The following is a 25630-nucleotide window of genomic DNA, read 5'->3' on the forward strand; positions in this document are numbered from 1 at the left end:
ACGGCCGCGCCGGCCGGGAGCCGAACCACTAACTGCGAGCGGTCGAAGCCGACGCTATGAACCACACCGACGCCGGCGACGACGCCGGCGGTTCCGACGGCGCTGGCTACTCGTTGGCCGACGCCCGCGCCCGCGACGAGGCCGACACACTGGCCGACTACCGCGCCCACTTCTCGGTGCCCGACGGCGAGCGCTACATGGACGGCAACTCGCTGGGACTCGCCTCCGACACCGCGCTGGCGACGCTGGAACGCGTCGTCGACGAATGGAAGGACCTCGCCATCCGCGGGTGGGAGGCCGCCGACCCCGACTGGTTCCACTACGGCGAACACCTCGGTGACCTCCTCGCGCCGCTGGTCGGTGCCGACGGCGACGAAGTCGTCGTCGCCAACTCCACGACGGTCAACATCCACACCCTCGTCGGCACGTTCCTCGACACGCTCCCCGGCACGCCCGCCGGTCCAGACCCGAGCGCCGACCCGCCCGCAGTCCTCGTCAACGATCTGGACTTCCCGACCGACCACTACGCCATCCGCGCGCAGTTTCGCCAACGCGGCCTCGACCCCGACGAGCAGTTGGTCGCCGTCGAGTCGCGCGACGGCCGCACCATCGACGAAGCCGACATCGAGGCGATGCTGGCCAACCGCGACGACGTCGGCATCGTGTTTATGCCGTCGGTGCTGTACCGTTCGGGCCAGTTGCTCGACGTCGGCCGCATCACGGAGGCCGCGCACGATAACGGCGCACTCGTCGGCTTCGACTGCGCCCACTCCGTCGGCGCGGTGCCGCACGACCTTCGGGACGCCGGCGATTCGGGCGTGGACTTCGCGGTGTGGTGTTCCTACAAGTACCTGAACGCCGGGCCGGGAGCGACCGCTGGCCTGTACGTCCACGAGCGACACCACGGAGCGACGCCAGCGCTGGCGGGGTGGTGGGGCAACGACAAGTCGACCCAGTTCGAGATGCGCCACACGTACGAACCGGCAGCCTCGGCGGGCGCGTGGCAGATCGGAACCGTACCGATGCTCTCCTCTGCCCCTATCGAGGGCGCGACCGAACTCGTCCGCGACGCCGGCATCGACGCCGTGCGCGAGAAGTCGCTCGCGCTGACCGACTACCTCATCGACCTGGTCGACGAGTACCTCGGCGACGACTTCTCGGTGGGCACGCCACGCGACCACGGCCGTCGAGGCGGCCACGTCGCCGTCGAACACCCGGAGGCGTACCGCGTGAGCGAGGCACTTCGCGACCGGGACGTGGTGGTGGACTTCCGCCCGCCGAACGTCGTTCGGATCTGTCCTGCCCCGATGTACACCCGATTCGAGGACGTGTGGCAGGTGGTCGAGACGATGCGCGACATCGTCGAGACCGACGCGCATCTCGACTACGACGCCCGCGGCGGCGGCGTCACCTGACTGGGGGTGTCGGTCGCCAACCAGTCTGATCGTCAACACTATGTTCCGTAGATGGGTACCCGAACACCGTGTCCCGCAGTTCCCTCCCCTCCCTCCCACTCTCAGCGACGTGGACGTACGCGCTTGTCGGCGGTGTCGTCTCGATGCCCCTCACAGTCGGTGCCTACTGGCTGTCGGGAATGGGGTCGAACTTCTCGGTGAATCTGATCGTGGTCGGCGGTCTCGTCGCAGGCGTCCTCGCCGAGCGACACGACGGCCCCGACGTGAACGCTGTGAGCGCCGGTCTGCGTGCCGGAATCGTCGGCGGCCTGCCCGGATACGTCTGGTTTTGGTCGTCGATCCGTGAGATCGGAACGTCGTTCGCGACGGCGTGGTCGTCGCCGGTCGCGGGAGCCGTGTTGATGGCCGTCGCCGCCGGGTTCGTCGTCGCAATCTCCGCCCTGCCTGGCCTCATCGGCGGCGCTATCGGCGGGTGGCTGGTCGAGCGCTTCACCGAGCGTCCGGCGGGGGCCGACCCGTCGTGAACACCTGAGCGACTAATCCGTCCAGATCAATCGACCGCTCGGTTCACTCCCCGAGGAACCGAAGCAAGCCACCGATCAGCAGCGTGAGACCGCCGAGGATGAACGTTCCCGGCAGTGGGAGGACGAACAGTCCGACACCGACGAGCAGCACTTTGGTCGAGAGGCGCACGCAACACAGTCGACGCTTGCGCCTGAAATGCTCGGTGGGGATTCCGGCGGTGCCGGATTACTGACGCTCGTACTCGGGGTCGAACATCTGCGCGGAGGTGGGCGCGGGGTCGCCTTCGGTGAGGTTGTACGCCGAGAGGTCGGCGTCGCTCGCACCTGCCGCCCGCAGGAGGTCCTCGTCGTACGCCGAGTGGCCCGTGTACTCCGCCGGGTCTCGGTCGAGGATGGAGAGGACGGCGTCCGCGAGGACGTGCGGCGTCCGCCAGTCGTCCTCCGTGCCGAGGCCGAAGTACCGGGTCGCCCGCGTGTCGACGGCAGTGACCGGCCAGAAGGTGTTACAGCCGATGTCGTCGCCCGCCAACTCCGCCGCAAGCGAGAGCGTGACGAACGACATCCCGAGTTTCGACCACGCGTAGGCGGCCTTTCCGGGCGCGCGGTCGACGGCGACCGGCGGTGCGTTCGTGAGGATCCACCCCTGGTCTTGCTCGCGGAGGTGCGGGATGAACGCCCGCGAGACGAGGTACGTGCCGCGGATGTTCACGTCCGTCAGCAGGTCGAAGCGGTTGGCGGGCAGATCCGTGACGTTCGCGAGTTGGATCGCCGACGCATTGTTGATCACGATGTCGATTTGGCCGAACTCGTCGATGGCCTCCTGCACGGCGGCCTCCACCGCCTCCTCGTCGCGCACGTCGAGTTTGATGGCGTGGGCGTCGACGCCGCGTGCCTCACACTGTTCGGCCGTCTTGTGGATGGTTCCGGGGAGGTCGCCGCCGGGTTCGGCGGTCTTGCCCGTCGAGACGACGTTGCAGCCGCACTCTGCGAGCGTCAGCGCGATGCGCTTGCCGATGCCGCGGGTCGTCCCCGTGACGAACGCCGTCGACCCCGACAGGTCGGGCGCGTCGAACGGCGGGTCGGCGTGGGCGGGTCCGGCTGGCATCGCTTCGTCTGCGTCGGGTGATGGGTCGGCCATATCTCACATCTCTCAGGGGGGTTGGTGTAACTACCGGCGTGTCGTATCGCAAACGTGTCTGCCGTTTGTGCGCGTTGTCTCCGGTGACGCCGACCGCTCACTCCGCCCCGCCGCCGCGAACGGCGACCGCGCGAATCGCCTGCCGATAGCGGTCGGCCAGCGTCGCGAGCAGTCGACGCTCTGCGGGGTCGAACCCGAGCGCGAGCAACACCGCGACGTACGCGCCGAGACCGAGGAGTGTGCCGGCGACGGCGGCGGGGTACTGCGGGAGTATCGTCCGTGCGCCGAGGGCGACGAGCGTGAACGGCACCGCGGCCGCCAGCGGCTTCAGATGCGCCCGGGTGAACGGCTGTAATCCCTCGACGCGGTACAGCACCGCCACCTCCAAGCCGTTGTTGACGCCGAGCATCAGGAGGTAACTCGCGACCAAGCCCGCGAGGCCGAACTCGATGGTCAGCGGGATGGCGGTGACGGCGAGAAACAGCGTGATGGCCGTGTTGGTCACCAACAGCGCCCGCTGGTGGTCGGTCATCCGCAGGAGGATGCCGACGCTGCCGGCGGCACACGCGAGAAACTGGGCGAGGACGAACCCCGGCAACAGGGGCGCGTAGCGGACGAACGTCGGCCCGAACAGCGCCATCACCGACTCCCGGTAGACGATGACCGGCACCGACAGGCCGGTGACGCCGACGAGGACGAGGCGACTCGTGACGTGGTACAACCGGGAGAGCGCCTCGCGGTGGCCGTCGTCGTTGAGGGCGGCCGCGACCGGCGGGATGAACTGGTTCACGCCCATCAGCGGCAGGCGGACGAGGCTCCCGACGAGGACGCCGACGGCGAACACGCCGCCAGCCGTGCCCGAGAGAAACACCGCGATGAGCGGATAGAAGCCGAGTCGCTGGGTCGTCGTCGCGAAGCCGCTGAGGAACAACGGCGTCGTGTAGCCGACGTAGCGCCGCCGAATCGCGTCGCCGTCGGGGACACGGACGCGGGGGCGGAAGCCGCGCGAACGAATCAGCCACACGAGGCCACCGACGGCGACGACGCCCATCGCGAGTGGGAGGCCGATAGCGACGCCAGCGAGGTCACCGAGCAACAGAACGCCGACCGCGCCGACGGCCAACTGTGCGAGGGGGAACGCAACCCGCTGGAAGGCGTTGAGCGCTGTCACCTCCTCGGTCGCTCGCAGCAGGCGGGCGACAGTGAACATCCCGACCGTCAGCGGGAGGCCCGCGCCGAACACCTGAAGATACAGCGGGAACGGCGCACCCTTCCCGGTGAGCGTCGCGATAGCGGGGGAAGCGAGATACAACGCCGCGCCGAACAGCGTCGAGACGCCGAGCAACAGCGTCGTCGCGAACGTCGCGATGGCGTCGCGTTCGGCGGCCGTCTCCGTCGTCGGGAGGAACTGGCTCAGGCCGCTTCCGAAGCCGAGCGCGAGACGACGGAGAAATCGCTGAAGGCGTCGCGCAAGCGCGAACAGCCCGTACGGTCCGGCGGCGAAGGTATTGGTGAGTATCGCGGTGAACGCGAGCGTCAGACCCCGCTGGACGAGGATACTCGGCGTGGAGACGACCGCACCGTGTGCGACCCGCTCTAAGGCGTCCGCGAGGCGAGCGTCGACGGACCCGCGCTCGGTGTATCTGTCGCTGGTCTCGGTTCCGGCGTCGGTGTCGGACGTGGCGACAGAACCGGCGTCGCTCCCGACCGCGTCAGCGACACCGTCGGCAGCATCTCTCTCGCCAGTCTCCTCGCCGGAGTCCATCGCTTCGGTCGAGTGGCGAGGCGGAGAAAAGCCCGACGGAGCGCCGCGACTCTGGTTGGGTCGCCGACTACTCTGGGTCCGGCACGTAGCCGTCGCCCACGCGCACGTCGAGAGCGGTCTGGAGGGTGCGGAAGTCGAGGCGCTCGTGGGCCGCCACCTCGCCGTCGCGGCTGAACGTGATCGGGTGGTCGCCGTCGCTCACGACGTGGAGTTCGCCGGCCCGGAAGTGGGTGACGCCGTCGGTTCCTTCACCGAGCAGTCGGTGGACCGCCGCCTCGAACGCGAGGTTCTTCGGGGGCATCCGCTCGACGACGACCACGTCGAAACGGCCGTCTTCCATATTCGCCTGCCCGCCCTCCTCGACGAACTTGCGGGCGTTGCCGACGAGGACGCACGTCGCGTCGCCCGCCCACGACTGGGTCGGTGACTCCACGCGCACGTCGAGGCCGTCGAACGCCATCGTCTCTCGAGCGCCGGTGATGAGGAACGCGAGCGTCCCGAACCGCTCTTTCAGGTCGCCAGAGGTGCCCGTGCTCGCGTCCGCCGGGAGGCCGGCGATACACGAGACGAGGAACGGGTCGGTGTCGTCGGCGTCGCTGCCCTCGGCGACGCCCACGTCGAGTGCGCGCACCTCGCCGGTGTCCGAACACTCGATACCCTCGTCGATGGAGTCGATGCCGAGGTTCTCGGCGAGGAGGTTCGCGGTGCCGCCCGGAATTATCGCGAGCGTCACGTCGCCGAGGGCGTCGGCCGTCCACAGGCCACGAAGCACGTCGTTGATAGTCCCGTCGCCGCCACACACCGCGAGCGTCGAGACGCCGTTCTCTCCGGCCTCGCGTGCCAACTCGACGGTGTGATCGCGGCTCTCGGTCTCCGTGACGGCGAAGCCGCGTGCCTCCATCGCCCGGCGGACGTACGCGGCGTGGTCGCTGGTGCCGCTGTTGGGATTGACGAGACACCGACGCGAGCCGATCTGCATACCCGATCGGTCTCCATCTGGACAGTTAACCCTCGCGACGTGGCGGCCGCGGTGACAGGCCACCCTACTGCCGGGGAGGCGGTCCCCCGCTCACGTCGAGGGTGTCGCCGCGTCGCCCACTCGCAGCGTCGCGAGCGGCGGCGATCCGGCGTTCCCGAACCGCGTCGGCGCACACTCGACGAACCGGCAGTCGTCTTCCCCGACCACGAGTCCGGCCTGCATCGGCGTGTCCGCGGTCGCAGTCCACGTTCCGGTGTCCTCCGGCGTCGCCGTCCCGCACGGCCGCGGCCGCCACCGCCACGACTGCCACCACTCCACGTCGTCGTGGAGATTCGCGATCACCTCGTGTTCGGCGGTGGGCAACGAGAGGTCGAGGTACCCGCCGTCGCCCGCGGGAACGCGGTAGCGCCCGTCCGTGGCAGTCGTCCCGCCACGGCGAACAAGCACCGACACCTCGCGTGGACGGTCCGTGTCGTTACGCACGTGCAGATAGTCGCCCGTGATACCGTCCGGGTCGTCGCCGCTGTCGACACAGCCTGCGATCCCGGTAACGGCCGTCATCGCACCCGCCTCGATGAGTCGTCGTCGAGTGAGCAGCGTGGAGGGCACGCTCGGGGCGTTCTCGCGGCGGCGACAAACGCCTGTCGCCACTCCGTTCGTTAACGCCCGGGCAACCGCTTTCCGCGTCGGCACCCAATCACCCGTGTGTCCCGTTTCACTCGCCTCGTCGTCGCGGTCGCCGTCCTCCCCCACGAGGCCGCCCACGCGGCAGTCGCGCGGCTGTTCGGCTTCGAGGCGGAGGTGTCGGTGTTGCCCGCGTGGAACGGCGCGGGGCGACCGCTCGGCCAGTTCGACGCACGGGTCCCGGAGGCGACGCCCGGCGCGGTCATTCGCGCGGTCGCACTCGCACCGCTCGTGTACGTCGTCGTCGCGGCCGTCCTGGACTTCCTGTTACCCGACGGGTCGGGACTCCGGTATCTCGCTATCGCGCCGCTGGCGTACTGGGCGGCGCTGTCGAGCGGCGACCTCGCGGTGGCCGCAGACCCCGCGACGGTGCGCGAACGGGGGCGGTTCGTCGTCGACGACGAGGGGTGGAGCGGCCCGACCGCCGACGCCCTCACCGTCCTGACGACGGGTGCGGTCGCGGGGCTGTTGCTGGCGTAGTCGCACTGTGCAACTCCCGGCCGCTACCGCGCTGTCGCCGCCAGCCACGAACGGAAGCGATTAGCCGCGCCCACCCCGACCGTGAGCCGTGTCACGGCTTCGCCGCGCCGGGTCAGCGCTCGCCGCGGCGCTCGCGAGTGCGGGCGTCATCGAGGAGTCGCGCCTGCGGGCGACCACGGATCTGGCGTGGCCGCGCATCGTCACCGGCTTCGCCATTATGTCCAAGCGGACGGTCGACCTGGCGCTGGTCGGACTCGTCATCGGCCCGACGGCGGTCGCGGGGCTGACGCTCGCGAACGCCTTCTGGATGGTCGCGAAGTTCCTCGCCATCGGCCTCGCGGGCGGTACCGTCTCGCTCGTCTCGCAGAACTACGGCGGCGGCGACACCGACCGCGCGGCGTCGGTCGTTCGGCTGAGTGTCATCATCTCCGTCGCCATCGCGGTGCCCGCAGTCGTGTTGTTCGCGAGCGCCGCCGAACCGCTCGTCGCGCTGCTGGGCGGCGACGAAGCGAGTATCGGCTACGGCGCGACGTATCTCGCGGTCGTCGCGCCCGGTCTCTTGTTCGAGTTCCTCAACCTCGTCGCCAGTCGGACGTACGCCGGCGTCAGCGACACAGTCACGCCGATGGTCGTTCGCGCGGGCGGTGCGGTCGCCAACATCGCGCTGTCGGCGACGTTCGTCCTCGCACTCGATATGGGTGTCGCGGGCGCAGCGCTCGGAACCGCGCTGGCGACGGCGCTCGTCACCGTGGTGTTCGCGTGGGGGATGACCGGCCACGACTACGTCCGCGGGCGCGGCGCGAGTCCCGTCCCGCTGACGCTGGAGCGACCGATCGTCGACCGCGACTTGCTCGCACAGATCGGTCGCGTGTCGTCGCCGCTGGTGGCCCGCCGCGCCGCACAGGGACTCGTCGTGTTCCCGTTGCTCGCCATCGCGGCGACGTTCGGCCCGGTCGCCGTCGCCGCTGTCGGCGTCGGCCGACAGGTCCGGGCGCTATTGGGGAGTTTCTCGTGGGGCTTCTCTATCGCCGCCTCGACGCTCGTGGGACAGGAACTCGGGAAGGGCGCAGAAGCGGAGGCGGAGGCGTTCGGTTCGCAGATCACTCGGCTATCGGCTGTGGTGTACGTCGTCGCCGCGGCGGTCGTCGTCGCCTTCGCCGACCCCATCGCGAGCGTGTTCGTCGACGACCCCGCGAACCTGGCGCTGTCCGCGCAGTTCGTCGCCGTCGCGGGCGTCAGCGTCGTCGCCTCGGGCATCGACGGATCGATCACCGGCGTGCTTCGCGGCGCGGGCGACACCCGCGTCCCGTTCGTCGCGACGCTGGCGGGGGCGTACCTCGCGGCGGTCCCGGTTGCGTACCTCGGAACGGTCGTCCCGGTACTCGGCGTCTCGGGCCTGCTGATTGCGCTCGTTGCGGAGACGGCGGTGCCGATGGTGGTGAACGCCCGGCGCTTCCGCTCGAATCGATGGAAGGCAGTCAGCCGGGCGTACCGGCCGAGCGCGGACGATTGAGCGTCGCCCGCGCGGTTAGGTCACGTCGGCTGTGAGGGGTACAGGTCGGCGGGGTCGTGCCCGTCGATCCGAACGGTCCCGTCGCCACGGAGGGTCACGAGATGCTCGTCGACAACGAACTCGAACTGCCACTGGTCGTTGGTGATCGACGCGAACGAGTCGAGGACGTCGGCGTCGACCCACTCGTAGAGGTTGAACGTGAGGTCGAGTGGGTCGACGCCGCGTGCGGTCGCGAGCGCCTCGATCACCGCCATCGACAGCGGATCGTCGGTGCTCACGTTGCCTCTGGGAGCGGCGTTTGGTGCTCACGCTCCCGGAGCACGCTCAGTAACGGTTCGGTCCGGTCGAACATCGGTCCCCGTGTCAACAGGTTCTCCGCTTCGTCGAACTCGACCAACGCACACGCCTCCAGTTTCGGCAGGTGGACGTGGTGAAACTGCACGCGCGCGGTTCGCTCTGTCTCGTCTCGCGTCGGCAGTTCTGCCGGCACGTCCAGTCCACCGCTGGGTCCGCCGTCGAGGAGTTGCCACAGCAGGCGTCGACGATGCCAGTCGCTCAGTACGTCGTACAGATCGTCGACGGTCAGTGCGGGTCCTGACATACCGTGTGATAGTCGACTCGTCAGCCGCATAACCGATTCAACCAGTTTGGTACACGGTCGCGGCCAGTCCGTTTCAGATGCCACCTCGACGCTCACCGGGTGGACCACCCACCCTTATGTCGGCGGGTCGCACCCTCACGGGCATGCGAGTGACCGTACTCGGCGCGGGGACGATGGGACGCGGCATCGCGCAGGTGGCCGCCGCCGCGAGTCACGACGTCGCGCTTCGAGACATCGAGCAGTCGTACGTCGACGACGGCATCGCCGGCATCGAGGCGACGCTCTCAGAGGGCGTCGACCGCGGGAAGGTGACGCCCGAGGAACGTGCGGCGACGCTCGACCGCATCACCGGCACCACGTCGCTGGCCGACGCCGCGGCGGGCGCGGACCTCGTCGTGGAAGCCGTCCCGGAAGACGCCGACCTGAAGAAACAGACGCTGACCGAGGCGGAAGAGTACGTCGACGAGACGACCGTGTTGGCGTCGAACACCTCCGCGCTGTCGGTGACGGACTTGGCGAGTGCGCTCGACCGGCCGCGTCGACTGCTCGGTCTCCACTTCTTCAACCCCGTCCACCTGATGGGGTTGGTCGAAGTCGTCGTCGCCGAACAGACCGACGACGCGACGCTGGAGGTCGCCCGTGAGTTCGTCGACTCCATCGGGAAGACGGCCGTCGAGGTGCGCGACTCGCCGGGGTTCGCCTCCTCGCGACTCGGCGTCGCGCTCGGCGTCGAGGCGATTCGAATGTACGAGGAGGGCGTCGCCGGCGTCGAGGACATCGACGCCGCGATGGAACTCGGCTACAACCACCCGATGGGGCCGCTCGAACTCACCGACGTCGTCGGCCTCGACGTACGCCTCGACATCCTCGAACACCTCCGCGAGGAACTGGGCGAGCGATTCCGCCCGCCGCAGGCACTCAAGCGGAAGGTTCGCGCCGGGAAGGTGGGGAAGAAAGCCGGCGAGGGGTTCTACGTCTGGGAGGACGGCGAAGCGGTTCGACCCGCGGACGACGGAGGTGCGGGGACGTGACTGCGAGTGACGGCGAGCAGCCGACTCCCGAGGCTGTCGCCGCCGACTGCGAGTACGTCGCTTGCGCGGTGGGCGACCGCATCGAGGGTGTCGCGACGGTGACTATCTCTCGGCCGGACGCGCGAAACGCGCTGAACGCGCAGGTTCGAGAGGAGTTGACGCGCGTGGTCGGGGCCATCGACGACGCCGACAGCGGCGTCCGCGTCGTCGTCCTCACCGGCGCGGACGAGGCGAAGGCGTTCGTCGCGGGCGCGGACGTGTCGGAACTGCGTGAGCGGGGGATGCTCGAACAGCGCCGCGCCAGCGAGCGACCGCGGGTGTACGAACACGTCGCCGACCTCCGCCAGCCAGTGATCGCTCGCATCAACGGCCACGCCCTCGGCGGCGGGAGCGAACTCGCGCTGGCGTGTGACGTGCGCATCGCCCACGAACGCGCGAAACTCGGCCAACCCGAGATCAATTTGGGCATCATCCCCGGCGGCGGCGCGACCCAGCGCCTCGTCCGCCTCATCGGCGAGGGGCAGGCGATGAAACTGATCCTCTCAGGCGAACTGATCGACGCCGCGGAGGCCGCCGACATCGGCCTCGTCGACGAGGTCCACGGGGACGACGCGTTCGACGACCGCGTGTACGAGTTGGCGGCGTCGATGGCCGACAAGAGCCCCGTCGCCTTGGAGTACGCCAAGACCGCGGTGCAGGCCGCCTCACGGATGGGACTGGACGAGGGAATCGACTACGAGGCGGAACTGTTCGCCGCGCTGTTCGCGACCGAAGACAAGAACGAGGGCATCGACGCGTTCTTCGAGGACCGAGACCCCGAGTGGGAGGGTCGGTAGCGCGGGAGCGTCCCGGGCGCTCCGCCGCCTGCTACTCAGTACCGGACGACTGCGTCGACGATGCCGACCGTCTGCCCGACGCCGACGAGGGCGAGGCCGGCCAGTCGAAGCGGCGCGGTCGGCACGACTCCGGCGAGCGTGACGTCGAGGTAGACGACCGCGCCGAGTGCCGACAGCGCCGCCGCCGCGTAGTTCACCGTCCGGGCGTTCCCGGTCGATTCGCGGCCGGTGTACCACAGCGCCGGGACCGGAAGGAACGTCCACCCGACGACCGACACCGCGGCCAGTGGGGACGACCCTGGTGCGGCGGCGGTGAGCAGTCCCGCGGTCCCCGCGAGTGTGATCGGAATCCCGACGAGAATGACCGTCCGCCACGCCCGCAACACCCCTTCACGCATATCATCCCACGAGAGAACGACGAACGCAACGAGCAACACGTCCATCACGAGGTGTGCGATCAGCACCGACCGCTCGGTCACGAGCGACAGGTGCGCGGCGATGGTGAACGTCCACGCCAGCGGAACGAGGCCGGCGGGGCCAGTCTCGCGAATGCGTCGGAACACGCAGGCGAGACGCGGGTCGCGGTGAAAACAGTTCGGCCTACAGGAGGCTCGCACCGATTGCGACCACCGGCACGAGGACGACGAGGTAGACGGCGGCTTCGATCGCCCACGCCCGACGGATCGCCTCGATCCGCTGTTTGGGGAGCCCTCGAGAGCGCGGCAACACGACGAGTGCGAAGAAGCCGACCATCAGCGGGTACATCGCCACGCCCGCCAGTGCCGTTGCCAGCAGTCCGGGACCGAGTACTCCCTCGGCGGCGAGGAGCATCCAGACGAACAGCGGACCGGAGAGCATCCCGGCGACGTAGTGGACGACGCTAGCGAGTCGCTCGGGCGCTCGGTCGGGGTGTTTCTCGGTGAGAACTCCGCTGGCGATGTTCGGGGGCGTCCATCCTTCGTCGATACGGTCCATCACGCGGTCCATCGCGAGCGTCGCGAGGACGCCGCCGACGAGTCCGACGACGAACAACAACGGTACCGACAGCGACGCACTCGCCTGCGGTGGCGGAACTGACTGAAGCACGACCCGTCGTAGGGGTGGGGCGTACGTATCAGTTGTCGCCGTCGGCGTCAGTGTCGGTCGCTTCTTCATCTCCCCCGCCGTCGATTCGCACCCACTCTTCGAGCGTGAAGCGGTCGTACTCGGTGGCCGACTCGAGTTCCCAGTCGGCCTCGTCCCACTCGGGGTAGTGAGAGTCGCCGTCGTACTCGCCGTGGACGCGACTGAGCGCCATCCGGTCGACGTGCGGTTGGAACAACTCGTAGATGACGCCGCCGCCGATGACGTAGGCGGTGTCTGCGCCGAGCGACGCCACAATCTGGACCGCGTCCGCGACGTCCTCGGCGTGGTGGGCCGTCTCGACGTCGAAGGAGTCCCGACTGCGCGAGAGGACGATCTGTGCGGACCCGGGGAGGTCGTCGAGCATCGACTCGAACGTCTTCCGGCCGAGGATCACCGGGTCGTTGCGGATCCGCTCGCGGTACTGCCGCTTGTCGGCGGGGATCGACGGCCACGGGAGTTCGCCGTCGGCACCGATGACGCCGTTCTCCGCGACAGCCGCGACGGAGACGAGTTCGATCATACTCGAGAGACGGCGGCCGGTCGGAAACCGCTTTCCCACCGTCGCGTCGGTGGTGTGAGTTCCTCGCGTGCCGTGCGTGTCTCCCGACCGTCGAATCCGTTCGCACCTCCGTCACGATTATGCACCCGCGGTGGGGCGTTCGAGGTATGCGAATCGGAGTCGTCGGCGTGGGCCGGGCCGGGAACGCGCTGACGGATGCACTGCTCGCCGACGAAGACGCTCGTGGGGTTGAGTACGTTGCCGAGGCGGTCGCCATCGACACCGACGCGGGCGACCTCAACTCACTCGACCGGGTCGACGAACAGCGCCGCCACTTGCTGGGCGCGGTTCACACCGACGGCGAGGGGACCGCCGGTGACGCGAAACTGGCCGCAGAGATAGTCCGCGAGGAGCGGCCAGAACTACAGGCGGCGGTCGACGCGATTCCCGTCGGAAGCGTCGACGCGACCGTTGTAATCGCCGCGCTCGGCGGCGGGACTGGGGCCGGTGTCGCCCCCGCCGTCGTCGACTTGCTCACGCAGTTGACGGGGACGCCGGTGTACACCGTCGGTATCCTCCCGGGCGTCGCGGAGGTCGGCGGCGACGGCGGAGCCACCGGCGTCAGCGACGGGCCGAAGCGGACGGACGACGCCGTCGCCGGCGACCACGCCGACCGACCGCTCTCGTCGAACGCGGCCGGGGCGGTTCGGGCGCTGTCGGCCGCGAGCGACGACCTCCTGCTCGCAGACCTAGACGTGTGGAGAGCCAGCGGTGCACCGTACACGCCCGCGTGGGACCGTCTCGACACCGACCTCACGACCCGGCTGGGGTCGCTGTTCGCCGCCGGCGAGACGGATGCGCCGACGCCCGAACGAATCCTCGACGCGAGCGAACTCCACAACACACTCGGCGCGGGCGGGGTGTCCGCCGTTGGATCGGCGAGCAACGCCGTCGAGAACGGCCGCCGCGAGGGGCTCGTCGGAGGCCTCCTCGACCGAGTGACCGGCGCAGACGGCCCCGCGGTCGACGAGGGCGAGGCCGTCTCCGTCGCGACGAACACGACTCGAAAGGCGCTCACGCATCGCCTGTCGCTGCCGTGTGACCTGACGAGTGCATCGCGGGCGGCAGTCGTCTTTCACGCGCCGCCGGCGTGGCTGAGTCGCCGTGGCCTCGAACGCGCCCGGTCGCTGGTCGAGGAGGAGACGGGTGTCCCGGAGATTCGGTGGGGAGACTACCCTGACCCCACCGCCGAGGAGTTCCGAGTGACCGTCCTAGTGACAGGCGTCGACCGCGCGGACCGACTGGCCGCACTCCGCCCCGACGAGTTCGACGCCTGAGCCGTTCCGCGGCTGTCGTCGAAACCGACCCGTTTACGCCCCCGGCCGGTCGACTCGGGTGTATGAGTTCGGACGACGACCCCACCGTTCCCATCGTCTGTGAGGAGTGCGACACCCGAACGCGGGTTCCGCTGTCGACGCTCGCCGAGTCGGTCGAACGGCACAACGACACGCGCCACGACGGCGAGACCGTCGCTCGAGTCGACCCGGCACTCGCAGATCAGATCGCCGACCTCGTCGTCGAGGACATGGGGCTTCTCGACGAGGAGTGACTCGCGGACACGAGAACCGAGTACGAGTGCCGATTCGAGTCTGCCTGCGGGCGTCTGTGCCCGTCTCGCCCGAGGTGATGTCGCCGCTCTCACTCTCCCCTGAACCCGCCATTTGACACTCGTACCGCCGAATTTCGACTGTATCCATAGGTGTCAGATACACTTATATTGTTAGTGTGACAATTATCGAACGTATGTCAGAACCCACCCTCGCGGAGGTGAAGGAGTTGGACGACGGCGCAGTTCGGATCATCGACACCCCACACGGGACGAACGCGGGATTCATGATGGGACGGCCGTCGACGTACCGGGAGTCCGCCGACCGGGTTCGGTGGGTCGACGAGGCGTGTTCGGTCATCACGGCCATCTACGAGGGAGCGGCAGTCGCTGACGCGGTCGGCGACTCGGAGTTCGACACGGAGAAACTCGCGGTGCTAATCGAGAAGACAGAGGGACTCGACCTCACCGCCGAGGACGTCCTCGCCGCCGTCGAGTAGGCCAGAGCGGACCACTGGCGACGCACACTCATCGCGTTTCGATTCGGCTTACCGTCGCCCGTCTCCGGCGTCGCGCCCACCGTCTCCGATCATTCGCTCCGCGAGCGTGGACGGGACGGCGTCTGCTCGACGCTCGGCGTTCGGTTCGTCGGTAGTCTGGGCCGACTCCGCTTCCACGCGACCCGGCTTGGGGTCTGTCTGTGTGTTCCGACTCGCAACTGCATCGAGCGTGTTCTGCGCGTGACGGACGAACGGTCCGGGGTCGCGTACCGAGAGGTAGTCGAAGCGGGGCGAACTGACGAGCGACGTCGCGATTTCGGCCGCCCGTCGGGGGAACGACGGCCGTTCGACGAGCGGATTCTGCTCGCGAAGGACGCTCCAGAGGTGGAGCACCTCCCCGGACAGAAGGTGTCCCGCGATACCGACGCGGTAGTCTGGATCCACTTCGACCCGGCCGCCGGACGCCATCCCCCAGTAGAGCGCCGGGAAGTCGACGCCCGCTTGCACCGTGAACGGCAGCGACGACCAGAATCGGGGATTCACCTCCATCAGTTTGAACTCGCCCGTCTCCGGGTCGCGGAGGAACTCGACCATCGCCACGCCGTGCCAGTCCAGTTCGTCGAGGAGGGCCAGACCAGCCTGTCTCAGTTCGGGGATGTCGACCGACTCCCGGTAAGCGCTCGGCCCGCCGCAGTACTTCCAGCCGCGCACCTGTCGATGCTGGAAGGTCGCGACGGCCTCTCCGTGGTCGTACAGCGCGAAGAAGCCGTACTCGTCGGTGCTGTCGACGTACTCCTGGACGAGGGGGACGTGTCCCATCTCGCTGACGAGGTCGGCTTCGGTGGGGCGCTCGCCCGGCAAGACGTACTGCGTCGAACTGTCGACGACGGCGCTGTCGGTGACGCTGTCGTCGTACTCTGTGGCGTTCATCGTGAACCGCGGTTTGACAATGACCTCGTGGTCCCATTCGTCCCACTCGTCGAACGGTCGCGTCTCGGGGGCCGCGACGCCGGCCCGCCGTGCCGCGTCGAACAGGCGGACGCGGTCTTGCACCGACCGAAGCGTCTCGAGTGTCGGCCACGGTGTCCCGACGTGGTCTGCGAGCGACTCGCGGTTCCGTGCGAGAACGTAGATATCTGCCTCACAGAAGGGGAGAATCGTCGTGACGTCCGACCGACGGGCCAGTCGAATCAGCGCCGCCTCGTACCCAGCCAAGTCCGTCATCGGCGAGGGGACGCGCACTCGCTGGTCGCAGTACTTCGAGGCGAACCCCGGCGATCGTTCCCGTTCGGACACCGCGATCGTTCGCACTCCACGCTTCCCCAGCGACCGGAGTGCGGCGGTGCTACTCGCAGCCGTAGCTGCAGGTATCACCGCGCTCCCCACAGTCTCCCGCGACTTCTGACTCATACGTGGAGGGACCGAACACGAAGTGATTGTAAGCGACGTCATAATCAGATAGGTAGGTGGTAACCGTTGGGGCTGCGCTCGATAGCGCGTGAGACTGTCACTCGGGGACGACGACGACGCTGCCCGTCTTGTGACCCGTGTCGATATGTCGGTGTGCGTCTGCGATCGCGTCGAGTGTGTACTCCCGGTCGATGACTGGGCGGAACTCCCCTGCTTCGACGCGGTCGCGGAGTGCGACGAGGTGTGCACGCTTCGTCGCCGCCGATGCTACCCCGGTGGCCGCGAACGTCGCCCGTTTGTCACCGATCAGTCGGGTCTGTGCCATCCGGATCAAGATGTCTACCGAGGGCACGGTCGTGAGGTACCGACCGCCGGGGGTCAACGAGTCGCGACACTCCGCGAACGAGCGCTTCCCCACCACGTCGAAGATGACGTCGTACGCCGCACCGGTCATCGTGAAGTCGGTGGTCGTGTAGTCGACGACCGCCGCCGCACCGAGCGACCGAACCAGGTCGACGTGCGCCGTACTGCACACGCCCGTGACTGTCGCTCCTGCCTCCGCCGCGATCTGTACTGCGGCCGTCCCGATGGATCCGGACGCACCGTTGATCAGGATGGACTCGCCTACATGAAGGTCCGCGTGGGCAGTCAGGAACTCCATCGCCGTCAGTCCGCCGTCGCAGACGGCCGCAGCCTCGCTGTACGTCAGGATCGACGGCATCACCGCCACGGCACCGTCTTCGGGGACACACAGGTACTCGGCGTGGGCGCCGCTTCCGGGCGCGACTGTGCCGAACACGTCGTCGCCCGGTGCGAACTGTACGACGTCGCGGCCGACCGCTTCCACCTCGCCGGCGAACACGTCGCCTGGGACCGCCTTCGGGCGTCTGAGACCGTTGAACAACCGGATGGGGAACGGTGACCCCTCACGAGCGGCCGCGTCCGATGGCCCGACGACCGTCGCTCGAACCCGGATCAGTAGTTCGTCGGTGTCCGGCGTCGGAACCGGAACGTCGTCGACGCGGAGCACGTCCGGTGAGCCGTACTGATTCGCTACGACCGCTCGCATCTGTGTCGTACGCTGTGCTGCCTGTTCTTCGATGCTCGGTGCCATTAGCGGAGTACGTACGCTCGGAGAGTGCCTAAACCGAGCGTATGGATGGTGAAACAGTGGTGGCTGTCACGCGGATGTGGGCCGTTCGGAAAACGAATGGGCGCTGCAGGCTTCTGTTCGAGTGGCGACTGATTCCCCTTGGAGGCTGTGAGGCGGTCAAAATCAGCGGATCTGAGATACACCGAAAGACACAGTATTCTGTGTATCCATAGATCCCTGTATGCCCACTATCACCGTCAACGTGGATGACGACCTCAAAGAGCGAATGGAAAATCACCCCGAGATCAACTGGAGTGAAGTCACGCGCCAAGCCATTCAACAGAAGGTCGAGACGCTGGAGGTGATGGACGAACTCACCAGCGAGAGCGACCTCACCGAGAACGACGTCCATGAAATCGCCCAGAAGATCAACGAAAGCGGACGTAGGCGCGTTGACGAGGAATCGGCGTAGACACGACGAATGAAGCTGGTCATCGACGCCAACGTCGTCATCTCTGCACTCATCGCCGATTCGAAAACGCGGGAACTCATCGTCACACTCGAACCCGACCTGCTGACACCTGCGTTTGTCCACGACGAAATCGGGAACTACCAGGATCTGATCGTGGAGAAGTCCGGGATGGAACCGGACCGAGTCGCACAGTTCATCGATCTTCTGTTCCAGTATGTCGAAATCGTTCCAGCCAAGGAGTTCTATCCCGCTATCGAGAGAGCAGATGAAGCAATTGGCGACACCGATCCCGACGATGTACTGTATTTGGCGTGTGCGATAGCCTGCGATGCGTCCCTCTGGAGTGACGATTCCGATTTCGACGAGCAGGATCTAGTTGAGGCGTACTCAACGAGTGACGTCATCAACTCGTTCGACACGCTCTGACTCAATGTGCGATTGATTTTCTGAATCGGTATCTGTTTGGCTGTACGCGAACCTCGGAGGGAAGCGCGCTCGTTCGGAATCGTTCGCCTATCGAACGAACTCACACTCAGCAGTAACAGGAGAAACGTGAACAACCTACCCACGTCTGCCGGATTTAGCCTGTTCGAGAAGCGATGGGCGCTGCAGGCTTCTGTTCGAAATACGAACGATTCCCCTTGGAGGCTGTGAAACGGTCAAAATCTTCTGATTTGAGAGATCCCGGAAGACACAGTAATCCGGTATTCATACGCCCGATCTTGCTTCGCCACGGGGAGAGCCTCCGAACCTGAATTTCCGCTTTCGATTCACAGCACAAATTCCGGTGACCGTTCACTCGGAGGGACGGGGCGGTGCCTGCCCGGTTACATAGCTAGGCTTGATGGTGCGGACGACTCACTATTGACCGTTCGGTCCCGAATAGATTGTCCCTTCCCCAAATATCAGGTCTGGGACAGGTATAACCGTCCTGGACCCCTCTCACTAGAGAGTTACTCATGGATATCTCCGAGATACTCTCACCGAATTTCACCGAGTTCGACATCGGCACACCGCTCTCGAAGGTCGCCGGGGCGTTCGAGGATCAGGAACTCGATGCCGTCATCGTAACGGACGGCGACGAGTATCGCGGTGTCGTCAGCCGCCAACAGCTGGCCTCCTCGTCCAACCAGCCCTCTGCGAAGATCGGCTCACAGGTACAGCACCTCCCGACGGTCGACCGCACCGAGGACATCCGCGAGGTCGCACGACTCATGATCGGGAGCGGCGCCAAAACGCTCCCCGTACTCCGCGATGACCGTGTCGTCGGTGTGGTGACTGGCGATGCCGTGCTTGAGGCTGTCCGTCCGTTTCTCGACGCAGCGACCGTCGACGACGCGTACACGGCGGAATTGGTCAGTGCGACCCCTGAAACCACGATCGGGAAAGCCCTCAATCTGCTTCGAGAGGCCGGAATCGCCCATCTCCCGGTCGTCGACGGGGACGACCTCACGGGCATGCTGAGCCTGTACGACGTCATCGAGTTCACGACGCGGGGCGGCAGCAAGAGCCAGGGCGGGTCGTCGAGTGGCTTCGGTGGCCGCGGCGGTGGCGGACAGAATCGTGGCGGGTTCGGGGCGCGCGAGGGCGATTCCGACCGAATGCTCGATCTGCCGATACGGAACCTGATGTCCGATACCGTCGCGACGGTCGAGCGGAGCGCTCCGCTCGACGAGGTCGTCGAGACGATGTTCGAGCGGGAGATTTCCTCGCTCGTCGTCACGGCCGACGGGACCGGTGAGCCAGTCGGGATCATCACGAAGACGGACGTCATCGAGGCGCTCACCTGGGAGCGTGACGACCGGAACCCCGTGCAGGTGTTCGGCCTCGAGCTGCTGGAGGGGATGGACTACGACGACGTCTCCACACTGATCGAGGACATGACCTCGAAGTACGGCGAGATGAGTGTGATCAAGGCCAGTATCGAACTGCAGGAGCACAAAGAACAATCGCGGGGGGTTCCACTGGTACTGGCGCGGATCCGACTGGTCACAGACCGCGGCTACTTCACGGCCGATGGGGAAGGGTACGGTGGCTCTCACGCCCTTCGACTCGCCGCGAACGCGGTCGAACGCCAACTCCTCAAGGGGAAGACTTACGGCGACTCGAAGAAGCATCCCGACACTGACGAGCAGGCACAGCTCTATGGCTGGTGGCTCGGCGGGTAATCGGCTCGATATCGACGGACAGACGAGCACCCGTCTCCCGGTTGCCCACTCGCTCGTCACGGAGCGTCCGGACCTTGTGGTCCGTGCTAGTGACGAACGAACGGGTCCAATACGACGATGTGGGGGCCTGCCGTACGGGTGGCTACTGCGGACGCACCGTCGCGGGACGCCGTTATGCATCGACATCACGCAGACGTGCTCTCGGGACCACCCGAACCGCTGTCCGGCACGTCTTCGGGGCGGTCGGCGAAGTCCGGTACTGAGTCATCGGGATCACCGGACGTCTCTAGATACGTGGCTGACATACCTACCAGTAGCTGACAGAGCCGTCCTAATGGTAACACACCGAGCGTCTCCTGCAGATGCCCCTTCGCCGGGGTCGCTGGTCGGGAGTCGTGCTCGTAGATCGACACGGGGGCGGGGGATTCTACGGTGTGTTCGAGGGGGCTCGCTTATCGGCAGCCCTACCGTTATCCGCCTGGGTCCCCTACAGTGGTGTATGGCAGATGACAGACAGGGGCGAGACGACCAGGCGGATCGCGAGGACGAACGCCAGCGTGAGCGTGAGGTAGAGGAGGCCCGAACCCGCGGCGACGAGAAGGAGCCGGTGGGCGATGACCCCCGCGGGCGGCTTGGTGATCTCGATGGAGTACTCGGATCTCACGACTACCCAGTTATGACGGACCAGTTGGTCGAGGCCTATGGCGATTATGCGCTCGAAACACGGGACGGAGAGAGATCTCTCGAGGGCGTACTCTCCGGAACCGAAGACCAGGTATTCGACTCGGCTGATGACGTTCGTAGACGGGTACTGGGACTCATAGGTCGTTAACACACGGCTCAACACACTCGTCTCGCACATCGGATCGCATGTGCTGAACTAAACTTTGTCTGTAGTTAGCTCTCGACCATCTTTGTATTCAGTAGACACTCACAAGTAGCAACTCCGTCCCGAGATCCTCGTACCCACCCGATGAGAGGGTGAGTATCACCGCCATAAGTACTGATCCGAACCCAATATCGAGACAGGCTGAGAATCCAGAACGTACCAATCCGTTCGTCTCGCGGTTGATTTCGTAGAACCCGGTTTCAACCAACGAATCGAGGACCTCTGTGACTCGCATCGGATCAACCGTGTCATCACGGCTCGTCTCGTGGCTGGGCTCAACCTCACCGACGAACCGGACGATCAATCGAGCCAAGCAGCCACTGAGTGAGACAGCTGAGCCAGTCGGTGATGCGATCAAACGCTTGATGGCCCAACGTCGACTTGTCAAACCAGTATTTCAGATCCGTCGAGCACTCTGCATTCACCGACAACAAAACCCGACGACGACGGGTTGTACCGATCGCAGTTCCATGACAGACTCTCTGTGGAAGTGAGGCCAACCCACTCAGCGGTCGTCCGACGATTACCTGTCTCTCAATTAATCACAATTACGTATGTTATGAAATATGTAGCTCGTTTTATACGAGTGTCCCGAATTCCCCGCTTGCGATGAGTAACGAAAAGAGCGCTTCACAGCCCATCAACGACCTCGCCGCGACCCTGAAGGACGGAGGTGTCGCTCTCGGCGTCCTCGACAATACGTACAGCCCCACACTCGTGGAGTTCTATGGTGAACTCGGCGTCGATTTCGTCTGGCTGGATCTCGAACACGGTGGACCGAACCCGTGGGATGCAGGTCAGATGGAAGACCTGCTCCGTGCAGCCGAACGAACGGGCGTGGAAGTACTTCTCCGACTTCCTGATACGGACCCAACGCTCGTCCGGAAAGCGCTGGACCTCGGTGCGAGAAACGTGTTCCTCCCCCGTGTGGAAACCGCCGACGAAGTCCGCGATGCGGTTCGGTCCGCACGGTTCCGTTACGACGACGGCCCCGGTGATCGAGGGCTGGCCTCGCCACGGGCGTCTCGCTGGGGGCTCGCTGACGAGTACATTGCGACCGAAGACAGAGAAACCCTCGTCGGTGTAACCATCGAGACCGAGGCGTCCATCGAGAACCTGGACGACATCCTGGCCGTCCCGGACCTGGGATTCGTCTTCATCGGCCCGTTCGACCTCTCGGTGTCGCTCGGCCACCCCGGTGAGATCGATCATCCGATGGTGCAGGAAGCCGTCGAGACGGTTCGATCGAAAGCTATCGATGCGGGTGTCCCCGTTGCGTGTCTCGGGTTCGGAATGGAGGATGTCAACGAAAAAGCGACGAACGGCTACCAGATGCTGAACCTCGGGAGCACGACCGGGGCACTCAAGCAGGCCGTCACTAGCTGGTTCGATGCCTACGAACAGAACGACAGTTGAATTGAACACACCTCCATGTTCCAAACAGTAGAAGTGTTCTCGATTCCACTGGCGAATCTCGGACTGCTTCTCGGCGCGTTTGCATTACTCCTCGGTGGCGCGGAGATCTTCACGAATTCGGTCGAGTGGTTCGGATATCACCTCGGCGTGAGTGAGAGCGCGACCGGAAGCATCTTGGCCGCAGTCGGGACGGCGTTACCCGAGACGATGATCCCTGTGATTGCCATCGTTTCGGTCCTCCTTGGTCGGGGGGATCAGGCCGCTGCCGACGCGATCGGTGTGGGGGCTATCCTCGGTGCGCCGTTTATGCTTGCGACTATTGCGATGACTCTGATCGGCGCGAGCGTGCTGTATTTCGGCAGCCGTCGCGACGCTGGCCCAATTTTCGAGGCCGACGTGCCGTCTCTCCGGCGTGACCTCTCGTTTTTCCTCGTCGGATACACGTTCGCGGTGGTGGCCGCGTTCGTTCCCTCCCGTGGGCTCCGTATCGGGATTGCCTTCGGACTTGTCGTCTTGTATCTCGTGTACGTCAAGCGAACGCTCGCAGCTGGCCAGCTGATCGTCGGGGAAGAACTCGATCGGCTACACCTCAGGGGATTGCTAACCGAGGGCCAGCGACCGTTCCCGGCGTTCGGATCGGCCATTGTCTCCATTGACGAACCACCCCTGTGGATGGTGGTCACGCAGACCGTGTGTGCGCTGCTCGTGATCATCGCTGGTGCCCATCTGTTCGTGACCGAGGTTGAGTTCTTCTCGACGGAGGTGCTGGACGTTCCCGCAGCGCTGATTGCCCTCCTGTTAGCACCGCTGGCCACTGAACTCCCCGAGAAGTTCAATTCCGTCATCTGGGTTAGTGAGGGGAAGGATACCCTCGCGATCGGAAATATCACGGGCGCGATGGTATTCCAGGGGACGCTTCCTGCCATGCTCGGTATTCTGTTTACTTCGTGGGATCTTGGAGTAACGTGGGGGACGATTGGATTCCTGAACACGCTTTCAGCGGTTCTCGCGCTTATTGGTGGTGCGATGGTCTTGCTTCGGACCCAGTTCTCATCCACCAATCGAATGCGTCCAACCCCGTTCCTCGTTGCAGGGCTTCTCTACGTGGTGTTCATTATCGTTGTCATCTACCACGTCGTCATCCTCGGCGTCGCCGCCGGTCACTGAACAATCTGATAAGAGAAATCACACCGTCCCTGAGGGTACGTCGTCTGGAAGGTGCGCGAGCGCACGCCGTAGCAGTGGCGGCGTCATTACAGATGTGGCGATGGCGACGAGCACGATGACGGCATAGATGGTGGGCGTGAGGATTCCGATTGCCAAGCCCAGGGCCGCTACGACCAGTTCCATTGCACCGCGAGCGTTGAGCCCGATGGCAAGGCAGACGGTTTCCGCTCGGGAGAGATCCGTAACCATCGCTCCGAGTCCCACGCCGAGTGCCTTTCCCAGCACAGCAACGGCGAGTGTAACGCCTGCGACCAGAATCGTATCCAGGGTGAACAGTCCGCTCAGGTCAACCCGCAACCCAGCCGTCGCAAAGAAGACGGGCGCGAACAGTCCGAGTGTCACCATCTGAAACACTCGTTCGGTCTCCGCATCGAGTCGATCTCTCACGAGAACGCCTGCGAAGAACGCGCCAAGAACGGCTTCCAATCCAAGTGCAAGCGACCCCCCGGCCATCGCAACCCCGACGACGAGTACGATCGAAAATCCGGTCAACACCGGCGATCGAACGTATGCGGTGACATCGAAGAGTGCATCGACGATTCGCGGCCCGAGAACAACGGCACCTCCGACGAATACACCGAGGACGACGAGTGTTCGACCGACCGCAAACGGCTCTAGCTGTCCCTCACGAGCGATGTCAGAAACTACCGTGAGCGCAACCCACCCCGCTGCATCGATAACGACAGCGACGGTGAGGGTGAGTTGGCCCACTGTTCGGTCCATCGCGTCGAGGTCGATCAGCACACGGACGGCGACGGGGACCGCAGAGATGCTCAGCGCCGTCGCCAAGAACAGTGCGAACGGCAGTCGCTGCCCGGGAGTGACGAGAAACCTCGGGGGGAGCGCCCATCCCAACGCGAACCCCAGAAGGAACGGCACGACGGAGGCTCCGGTAGCGAGTGCCATCGTCGGTCGGGCATAGCGGCGCACCGTCTGAACTTCAACTTCCGTTCCAGCCAATACGAGGAGGAGAATGAGCCCAAGCGACGCGATGGCTGCCAGTCGATCGGGCACAGGGACGACGATAGCCGTGACCGCAGGAGCAACGAAACCGAGAACCGAGGGGCCAAGCACCAACCCGGTGAGGAGTTCACCGACGACCGGTGCAAACCCGAGTCGATCAGCGACGATTCCAAGCGTATGTGCAACGGCCAAAATGAATGTTAGCCCGGTAAGAAACGGAAGTAGCAAATCCGACTCAACAACCATGCGTGTCTTCACTCCCCGTGGGTCAATCAATCACCAGGGACGTCGTTAGGGAATCATCGACTGGTCCGTCAGTAAAAACGGGTACTCGTCCGTCTTCTTCGCTGAGTGTGATCGCCGCGACCACTTCCTCGCGGGTCGAGGGTCCCAGTGCGCTTATGTGACTTGCACCCATCCACCCCGCATCGGGGAGATTGTCGTTTTGTCGGCAATCGGAGGCACTGTCGCATGCAGAATACGCGTTTGTCGGTGGCAACAGAGACTCGTTCACACGATCGGCCCTCATACAGGTGCGGTAGTGAGACGGTGTCAGACCCGTCCGTGGTGGTTCCGTCCTCCGTCCCGCCTATCCTCGCTGAGCTCCGTTCGACCAAGTGGCCAATTGTCAGCGACCCCGTCTGCGGATCTCGTATTCGGCCGATCAAGTATGAGATTAGCTATCTCTACTATGTCTCTTCACTTATTGCTGCGTCTGCCGAATTCGCTATCACACTCCGGAGGCCCTTCAGGGCATTGTGTTTGCGGGTGTACCCCTCGCCACTGCTCGCAATGATGTTCCCGTTTCGATGACGGAGTCGCCAGCGCCATTCCTCATCTCGAGCCCGGTAGACTTCGAATCGTGCCAGTGATTGTGCTCCATCAGTGGCTCCCAAAAGCGTGACATCCTCGTCCTCACTCTCGGGAGTATCGTCGAGGGACGAAACAGGAGACGCTTCACTCGGTACAGTCCACTCCAGCTCGAGTTCCAGACTCATCGCGTCGTCTTCGGTTTCGAGTTCGATTTCCAGCGTGAGTTCGTCTGGCGTATCGACAGTCACGGCATCCGGGCTATCGCCTAACCGAACGGCTCCTGTGCGAATTCCCTCCGCCACACCGCGTAGTATGGATGCAATCTCCTCCCGACCGGTTGACAGTTCCGCTTCGTAGTCGTCTCGGGACACGGTACAGTCCAATACGGCTGGCGACAGAATAGGAACCCCGAATTTCCAAACGAGCATGTATTCTGATTAACCGAGTGAATAACGCCCACCCTCTGGTGTTACTCAATTTCTC

General features: G+C 65.4%; 29 protein-coding genes and 1 pseudogene. 15 read left to right on the plus strand and 15 right to left on the minus strand.

Annotated features, from left to right (window positions below):
- The first annotated feature begins 56 nt into the window (after window positions 1–56).
- Both kynU and P0D77_RS07425 read left to right on the plus strand, forming a co-directional pair.
- On the plus strand, window positions 57–1415 hold the full coding sequence (gene kynU / locus P0D77_RS07420; protein WP_277555659.1) for a kynureninase: 1359 nt from the start codon (window positions 57–59) through the stop codon (window positions 1413–1415).
- Window positions 1416–1483: 68 nt separating this feature from the next.
- The gene (locus P0D77_RS07425) at window positions 1484–1939 is read left to right on the plus strand and encodes a DUF5518 domain-containing protein (RefSeq protein ID WP_277555660.1); all 456 of its coding nucleotides are present in this window, start codon (window positions 1484–1486) and stop codon (window positions 1937–1939) included.
- Between the two features lie 43 nt (window positions 1940–1982).
- Here the strand turns inward: P0D77_RS07425 and P0D77_RS07430 are convergent, their stop codons facing one another.
- The 5 genes from P0D77_RS07430 to P0D77_RS07450 form a co-directional block, all read right to left on the minus strand.
- Window positions 1983–2108, minus strand: coding sequence for a hypothetical protein (locus P0D77_RS07430; protein WP_277555661.1), 126 nt, complete (start codon window positions 2106–2108; stop codon window positions 1983–1985).
- Window positions 2109–2165: 57 nt separating this feature from the next.
- The gene (locus P0D77_RS07435) at window positions 2166–3044 is read right to left on the minus strand and encodes an SDR family oxidoreductase (RefSeq protein ID WP_277555758.1); all 879 of its coding nucleotides are present in this window, start codon (window positions 3042–3044) and stop codon (window positions 2166–2168) included.
- A gap of 130 nt (window positions 3045–3174) precedes the next feature.
- Window positions 3175–4842 carry a lipopolysaccharide biosynthesis protein gene (locus P0D77_RS07440; RefSeq protein WP_277555662.1) on the minus strand — a complete coding sequence of 556 codons (1668 nt, stop codon included), beginning with the start codon at window positions 4840–4842 and terminating at the stop codon, window positions 3175–3177.
- A 67-nt stretch (window positions 4843–4909) separates the two neighbouring features.
- The gene (locus P0D77_RS07445) at window positions 4910–5821 is read right to left on the minus strand and encodes a diacylglycerol/lipid kinase family protein (RefSeq protein WP_277555663.1); all 912 of its coding nucleotides are present in this window, start codon (window positions 5819–5821) and stop codon (window positions 4910–4912) included.
- Between the two features lie 90 nt (window positions 5822–5911).
- Window positions 5912–6430: a hypothetical protein gene (locus P0D77_RS07450; RefSeq protein WP_277555664.1), complete on the minus strand. Its 519-nt coding sequence runs from the start codon at window positions 6428–6430 to the stop codon at window positions 5912–5914.
- A 96-nt stretch (window positions 6431–6526) separates the two neighbouring features.
- Between P0D77_RS07450 and P0D77_RS07455 the strand changes: the two genes are divergently transcribed.
- Window positions 6527–6985 (plus strand): hypothetical protein, encoded by a 459-nt coding sequence (locus P0D77_RS07455; protein WP_277555665.1) that lies wholly within the window; start codon window positions 6527–6529, stop codon window positions 6983–6985.
- Window positions 6986–7073: 88 nt separating this feature from the next.
- Window positions 7074–8498 carry an MATE family efflux transporter gene (locus P0D77_RS07460; protein ID WP_277555666.1) on the plus strand — a complete coding sequence of 475 codons (1425 nt, stop codon included), beginning with the start codon at window positions 7074–7076 and terminating at the stop codon, window positions 8496–8498.
- A gap of 20 nt (window positions 8499–8518) precedes the next feature.
- Here the strand turns inward: P0D77_RS07460 and P0D77_RS07465 are convergent, their stop codons facing one another.
- Together P0D77_RS07465 and P0D77_RS07470 are read right to left on the minus strand one after the other, a co-directional pair.
- Window positions 8519–8776, minus strand: a complete 258-nt coding sequence (locus tag P0D77_RS07465; RefSeq protein WP_277555667.1) for a HalOD1 output domain-containing protein — start codon at window positions 8774–8776, stop codon at window positions 8519–8521.
- Window positions 8773–9099: a DUF7344 domain-containing protein gene (locus tag P0D77_RS07470; RefSeq protein WP_277555668.1), complete on the minus strand. Its 327-nt coding sequence runs from the start codon at window positions 9097–9099 to the stop codon at window positions 8773–8775. Before P0D77_RS07470 ends, P0D77_RS07465 begins: the two co-directional genes overlap by 4 nt.
- 143 nt (window positions 9100–9242) lie before the next feature.
- Between P0D77_RS07470 and P0D77_RS07475 the strand changes: the two genes are divergently transcribed.
- Both P0D77_RS07475 and P0D77_RS07480 read left to right on the plus strand, forming a co-directional pair.
- Window positions 9243–10130: a 3-hydroxyacyl-CoA dehydrogenase family protein gene (locus P0D77_RS07475; RefSeq protein WP_277555669.1), complete on the plus strand. Its 888-nt coding sequence runs from the start codon at window positions 9243–9245 to the stop codon at window positions 10128–10130.
- Window positions 10127–10966, plus strand: coding sequence for an enoyl-CoA hydratase/isomerase family protein (locus P0D77_RS07480; protein ID WP_277555670.1), 840 nt, complete (start codon window positions 10127–10129; stop codon window positions 10964–10966). Before P0D77_RS07475 ends, P0D77_RS07480 begins: the two co-directional genes overlap by 4 nt.
- A 35-nt stretch (window positions 10967–11001) precedes the next feature.
- On the opposite strand, the gene P0D77_RS07485 is transcribed toward P0D77_RS07480, so the two are convergent.
- From P0D77_RS07485 to P0D77_RS07495, 3 genes are read right to left on the minus strand one after another with little or no spacing between them, the layout of a single operon-like run.
- Window positions 11002–11529 carry a hypothetical protein gene (locus tag P0D77_RS07485; protein ID WP_277555671.1) on the minus strand — a complete coding sequence of 176 codons (528 nt, stop codon included), beginning with the start codon at window positions 11527–11529 and terminating at the stop codon, window positions 11002–11004.
- 37 nt (window positions 11530–11566) lie between these two features.
- Window positions 11567–12052, minus strand: coding sequence for a hypothetical protein (locus tag P0D77_RS07490; RefSeq protein WP_321170530.1), 486 nt, complete (start codon window positions 12050–12052; stop codon window positions 11567–11569).
- A 28-nt stretch (window positions 12053–12080) separates the two neighbouring features.
- Entirely contained in the window at window positions 12081–12608 is a 528-nt protein-coding gene (locus P0D77_RS07495) for a dihydrofolate reductase (RefSeq protein ID WP_277555760.1), read from the minus strand.
- A gap of 149 nt (window positions 12609–12757) precedes the next feature.
- On the opposite strand from P0D77_RS07495, the gene P0D77_RS07500 reads away from it, so the two are divergent.
- From P0D77_RS07500 to P0D77_RS07510, 3 genes are all read left to right on the plus strand, one after another.
- Window positions 12758–13927, plus strand: a complete 1170-nt coding sequence (locus tag P0D77_RS07500; RefSeq protein WP_277555672.1) for an FtsZ/tubulin family protein — start codon at window positions 12758–12760, stop codon at window positions 13925–13927.
- Between the two features lie 62 nt (window positions 13928–13989).
- Window positions 13990–14199 carry a DUF8149 family protein gene (locus P0D77_RS07505; RefSeq protein WP_277555673.1) on the plus strand — a complete coding sequence of 70 codons (210 nt, stop codon included), beginning with the start codon at window positions 13990–13992 and terminating at the stop codon, window positions 14197–14199.
- A 194-nt stretch (window positions 14200–14393) separates the two neighbouring features.
- The gene (locus P0D77_RS07510) at window positions 14394–14696 is read left to right on the plus strand and encodes a hypothetical protein (RefSeq protein ID WP_277555674.1); all 303 of its coding nucleotides are present in this window, start codon (window positions 14394–14396) and stop codon (window positions 14694–14696) included.
- 48 nt (window positions 14697–14744) lie between these two features.
- On the opposite strand, the gene P0D77_RS07515 is transcribed toward P0D77_RS07510, so the two are convergent.
- Both P0D77_RS07515 and P0D77_RS07520 read right to left on the minus strand, forming a co-directional pair.
- The gene (locus P0D77_RS07515; RefSeq protein WP_432764831.1) at window positions 14745–16106 is read right to left on the minus strand and encodes a carboxylate--amine ligase; all 1362 of its coding nucleotides are present in this window, start codon (window positions 16104–16106) and stop codon (window positions 14745–14747) included.
- Window positions 16107–16203: 97 nt separating this feature from the next.
- On the minus strand, window positions 16204–17220 hold the full coding sequence (locus P0D77_RS07520; protein ID WP_277555676.1) for an NAD(P)-dependent alcohol dehydrogenase: 1017 nt from the start codon (window positions 17218–17220) through the stop codon (window positions 16204–16206).
- A gap of 220 nt (window positions 17221–17440) precedes the next feature.
- Here P0D77_RS07520 and P0D77_RS07525 point away from each other — a divergent pair, with 220 nt between their 5' ends.
- The 4 genes from P0D77_RS07525 to P0D77_RS17655 all read left to right on the plus strand — a co-directional run bounded on the left by P0D77_RS07525 (window position 17441) and on the right by P0D77_RS17655 (window position 20671).
- Window positions 17441–17671, plus strand: a complete 231-nt coding sequence (locus P0D77_RS07525) for a hypothetical protein (RefSeq protein ID WP_277555677.1) — start codon at window positions 17441–17443, stop codon at window positions 17669–17671.
- A gap of 9 nt (window positions 17672–17680) precedes the next feature.
- Window positions 17681–18097 carry a PIN domain-containing protein gene (locus P0D77_RS07530; RefSeq protein ID WP_277555678.1) on the plus strand — a complete coding sequence of 139 codons (417 nt, stop codon included), beginning with the start codon at window positions 17681–17683 and terminating at the stop codon, window positions 18095–18097.
- Between the two features lie 533 nt (window positions 18098–18630).
- On the plus strand, window positions 18631–19839 hold the full coding sequence (locus P0D77_RS07535; protein ID WP_277555680.1) for a CBS domain-containing protein: 1209 nt from the start codon (window positions 18631–18633) through the stop codon (window positions 19837–19839).
- A 499-nt stretch (window positions 19840–20338) separates the two neighbouring features.
- Entirely contained in the window at window positions 20339–20671 is a 333-nt protein-coding gene (locus P0D77_RS17655) for a DUF5789 family protein (RefSeq protein ID WP_349770091.1), read from the plus strand.
- A 91-nt stretch (window positions 20672–20762) separates the two neighbouring features.
- Here P0D77_RS17655 and P0D77_RS17630 read toward each other — a convergent pair.
- Window positions 20763–20963, minus strand: a pseudogene (locus tag P0D77_RS17630) (formate/nitrite transporter family protein); the annotation flags it as partial.
- A 374-nt stretch (window positions 20964–21337) separates the two neighbouring features.
- Between P0D77_RS17630 and P0D77_RS07545 the strand changes: the two are divergent.
- The gene (locus tag P0D77_RS07545; protein ID WP_277555683.1) at window positions 21338–22144 is read left to right on the plus strand and encodes an HpcH/HpaI aldolase family protein; all 807 of its coding nucleotides are present in this window, start codon (window positions 21338–21340) and stop codon (window positions 22142–22144) included.
- A gap of 15 nt (window positions 22145–22159) precedes the next feature.
- Window positions 22160–23311 carry a sodium:calcium antiporter gene (locus P0D77_RS07550; RefSeq protein ID WP_277555684.1) on the plus strand — a complete coding sequence of 384 codons (1152 nt, stop codon included), beginning with the start codon at window positions 22160–22162 and terminating at the stop codon, window positions 23309–23311.
- A gap of 18 nt (window positions 23312–23329) precedes the next feature.
- On the opposite strand, the gene P0D77_RS07555 is transcribed toward P0D77_RS07550, so the two are convergent.
- Window positions 23330–24580 (minus strand): cation:proton antiporter, encoded by a 1251-nt coding sequence (locus tag P0D77_RS07555; protein ID WP_277555685.1) that lies wholly within the window; start codon window positions 24578–24580, stop codon window positions 23330–23332.
- 443 nt (window positions 24581–25023) lie between these two features.
- Window positions 25024–25518, minus strand: a complete 495-nt coding sequence (locus P0D77_RS07560) for an amphi-Trp domain-containing protein (protein ID WP_277555686.1) — start codon at window positions 25516–25518, stop codon at window positions 25024–25026.
- Window positions 25519–25630 lie beyond the last annotated feature (112 nt).

Origin of the sequence: Halobaculum limi (genome assembly GCF_029490015.1) — an archaeon.
GTDB lineage: Archaea > Halobacteriota > Halobacteria > Halobacteriales > Haloferacaceae > Halobaculum > Halobaculum limi.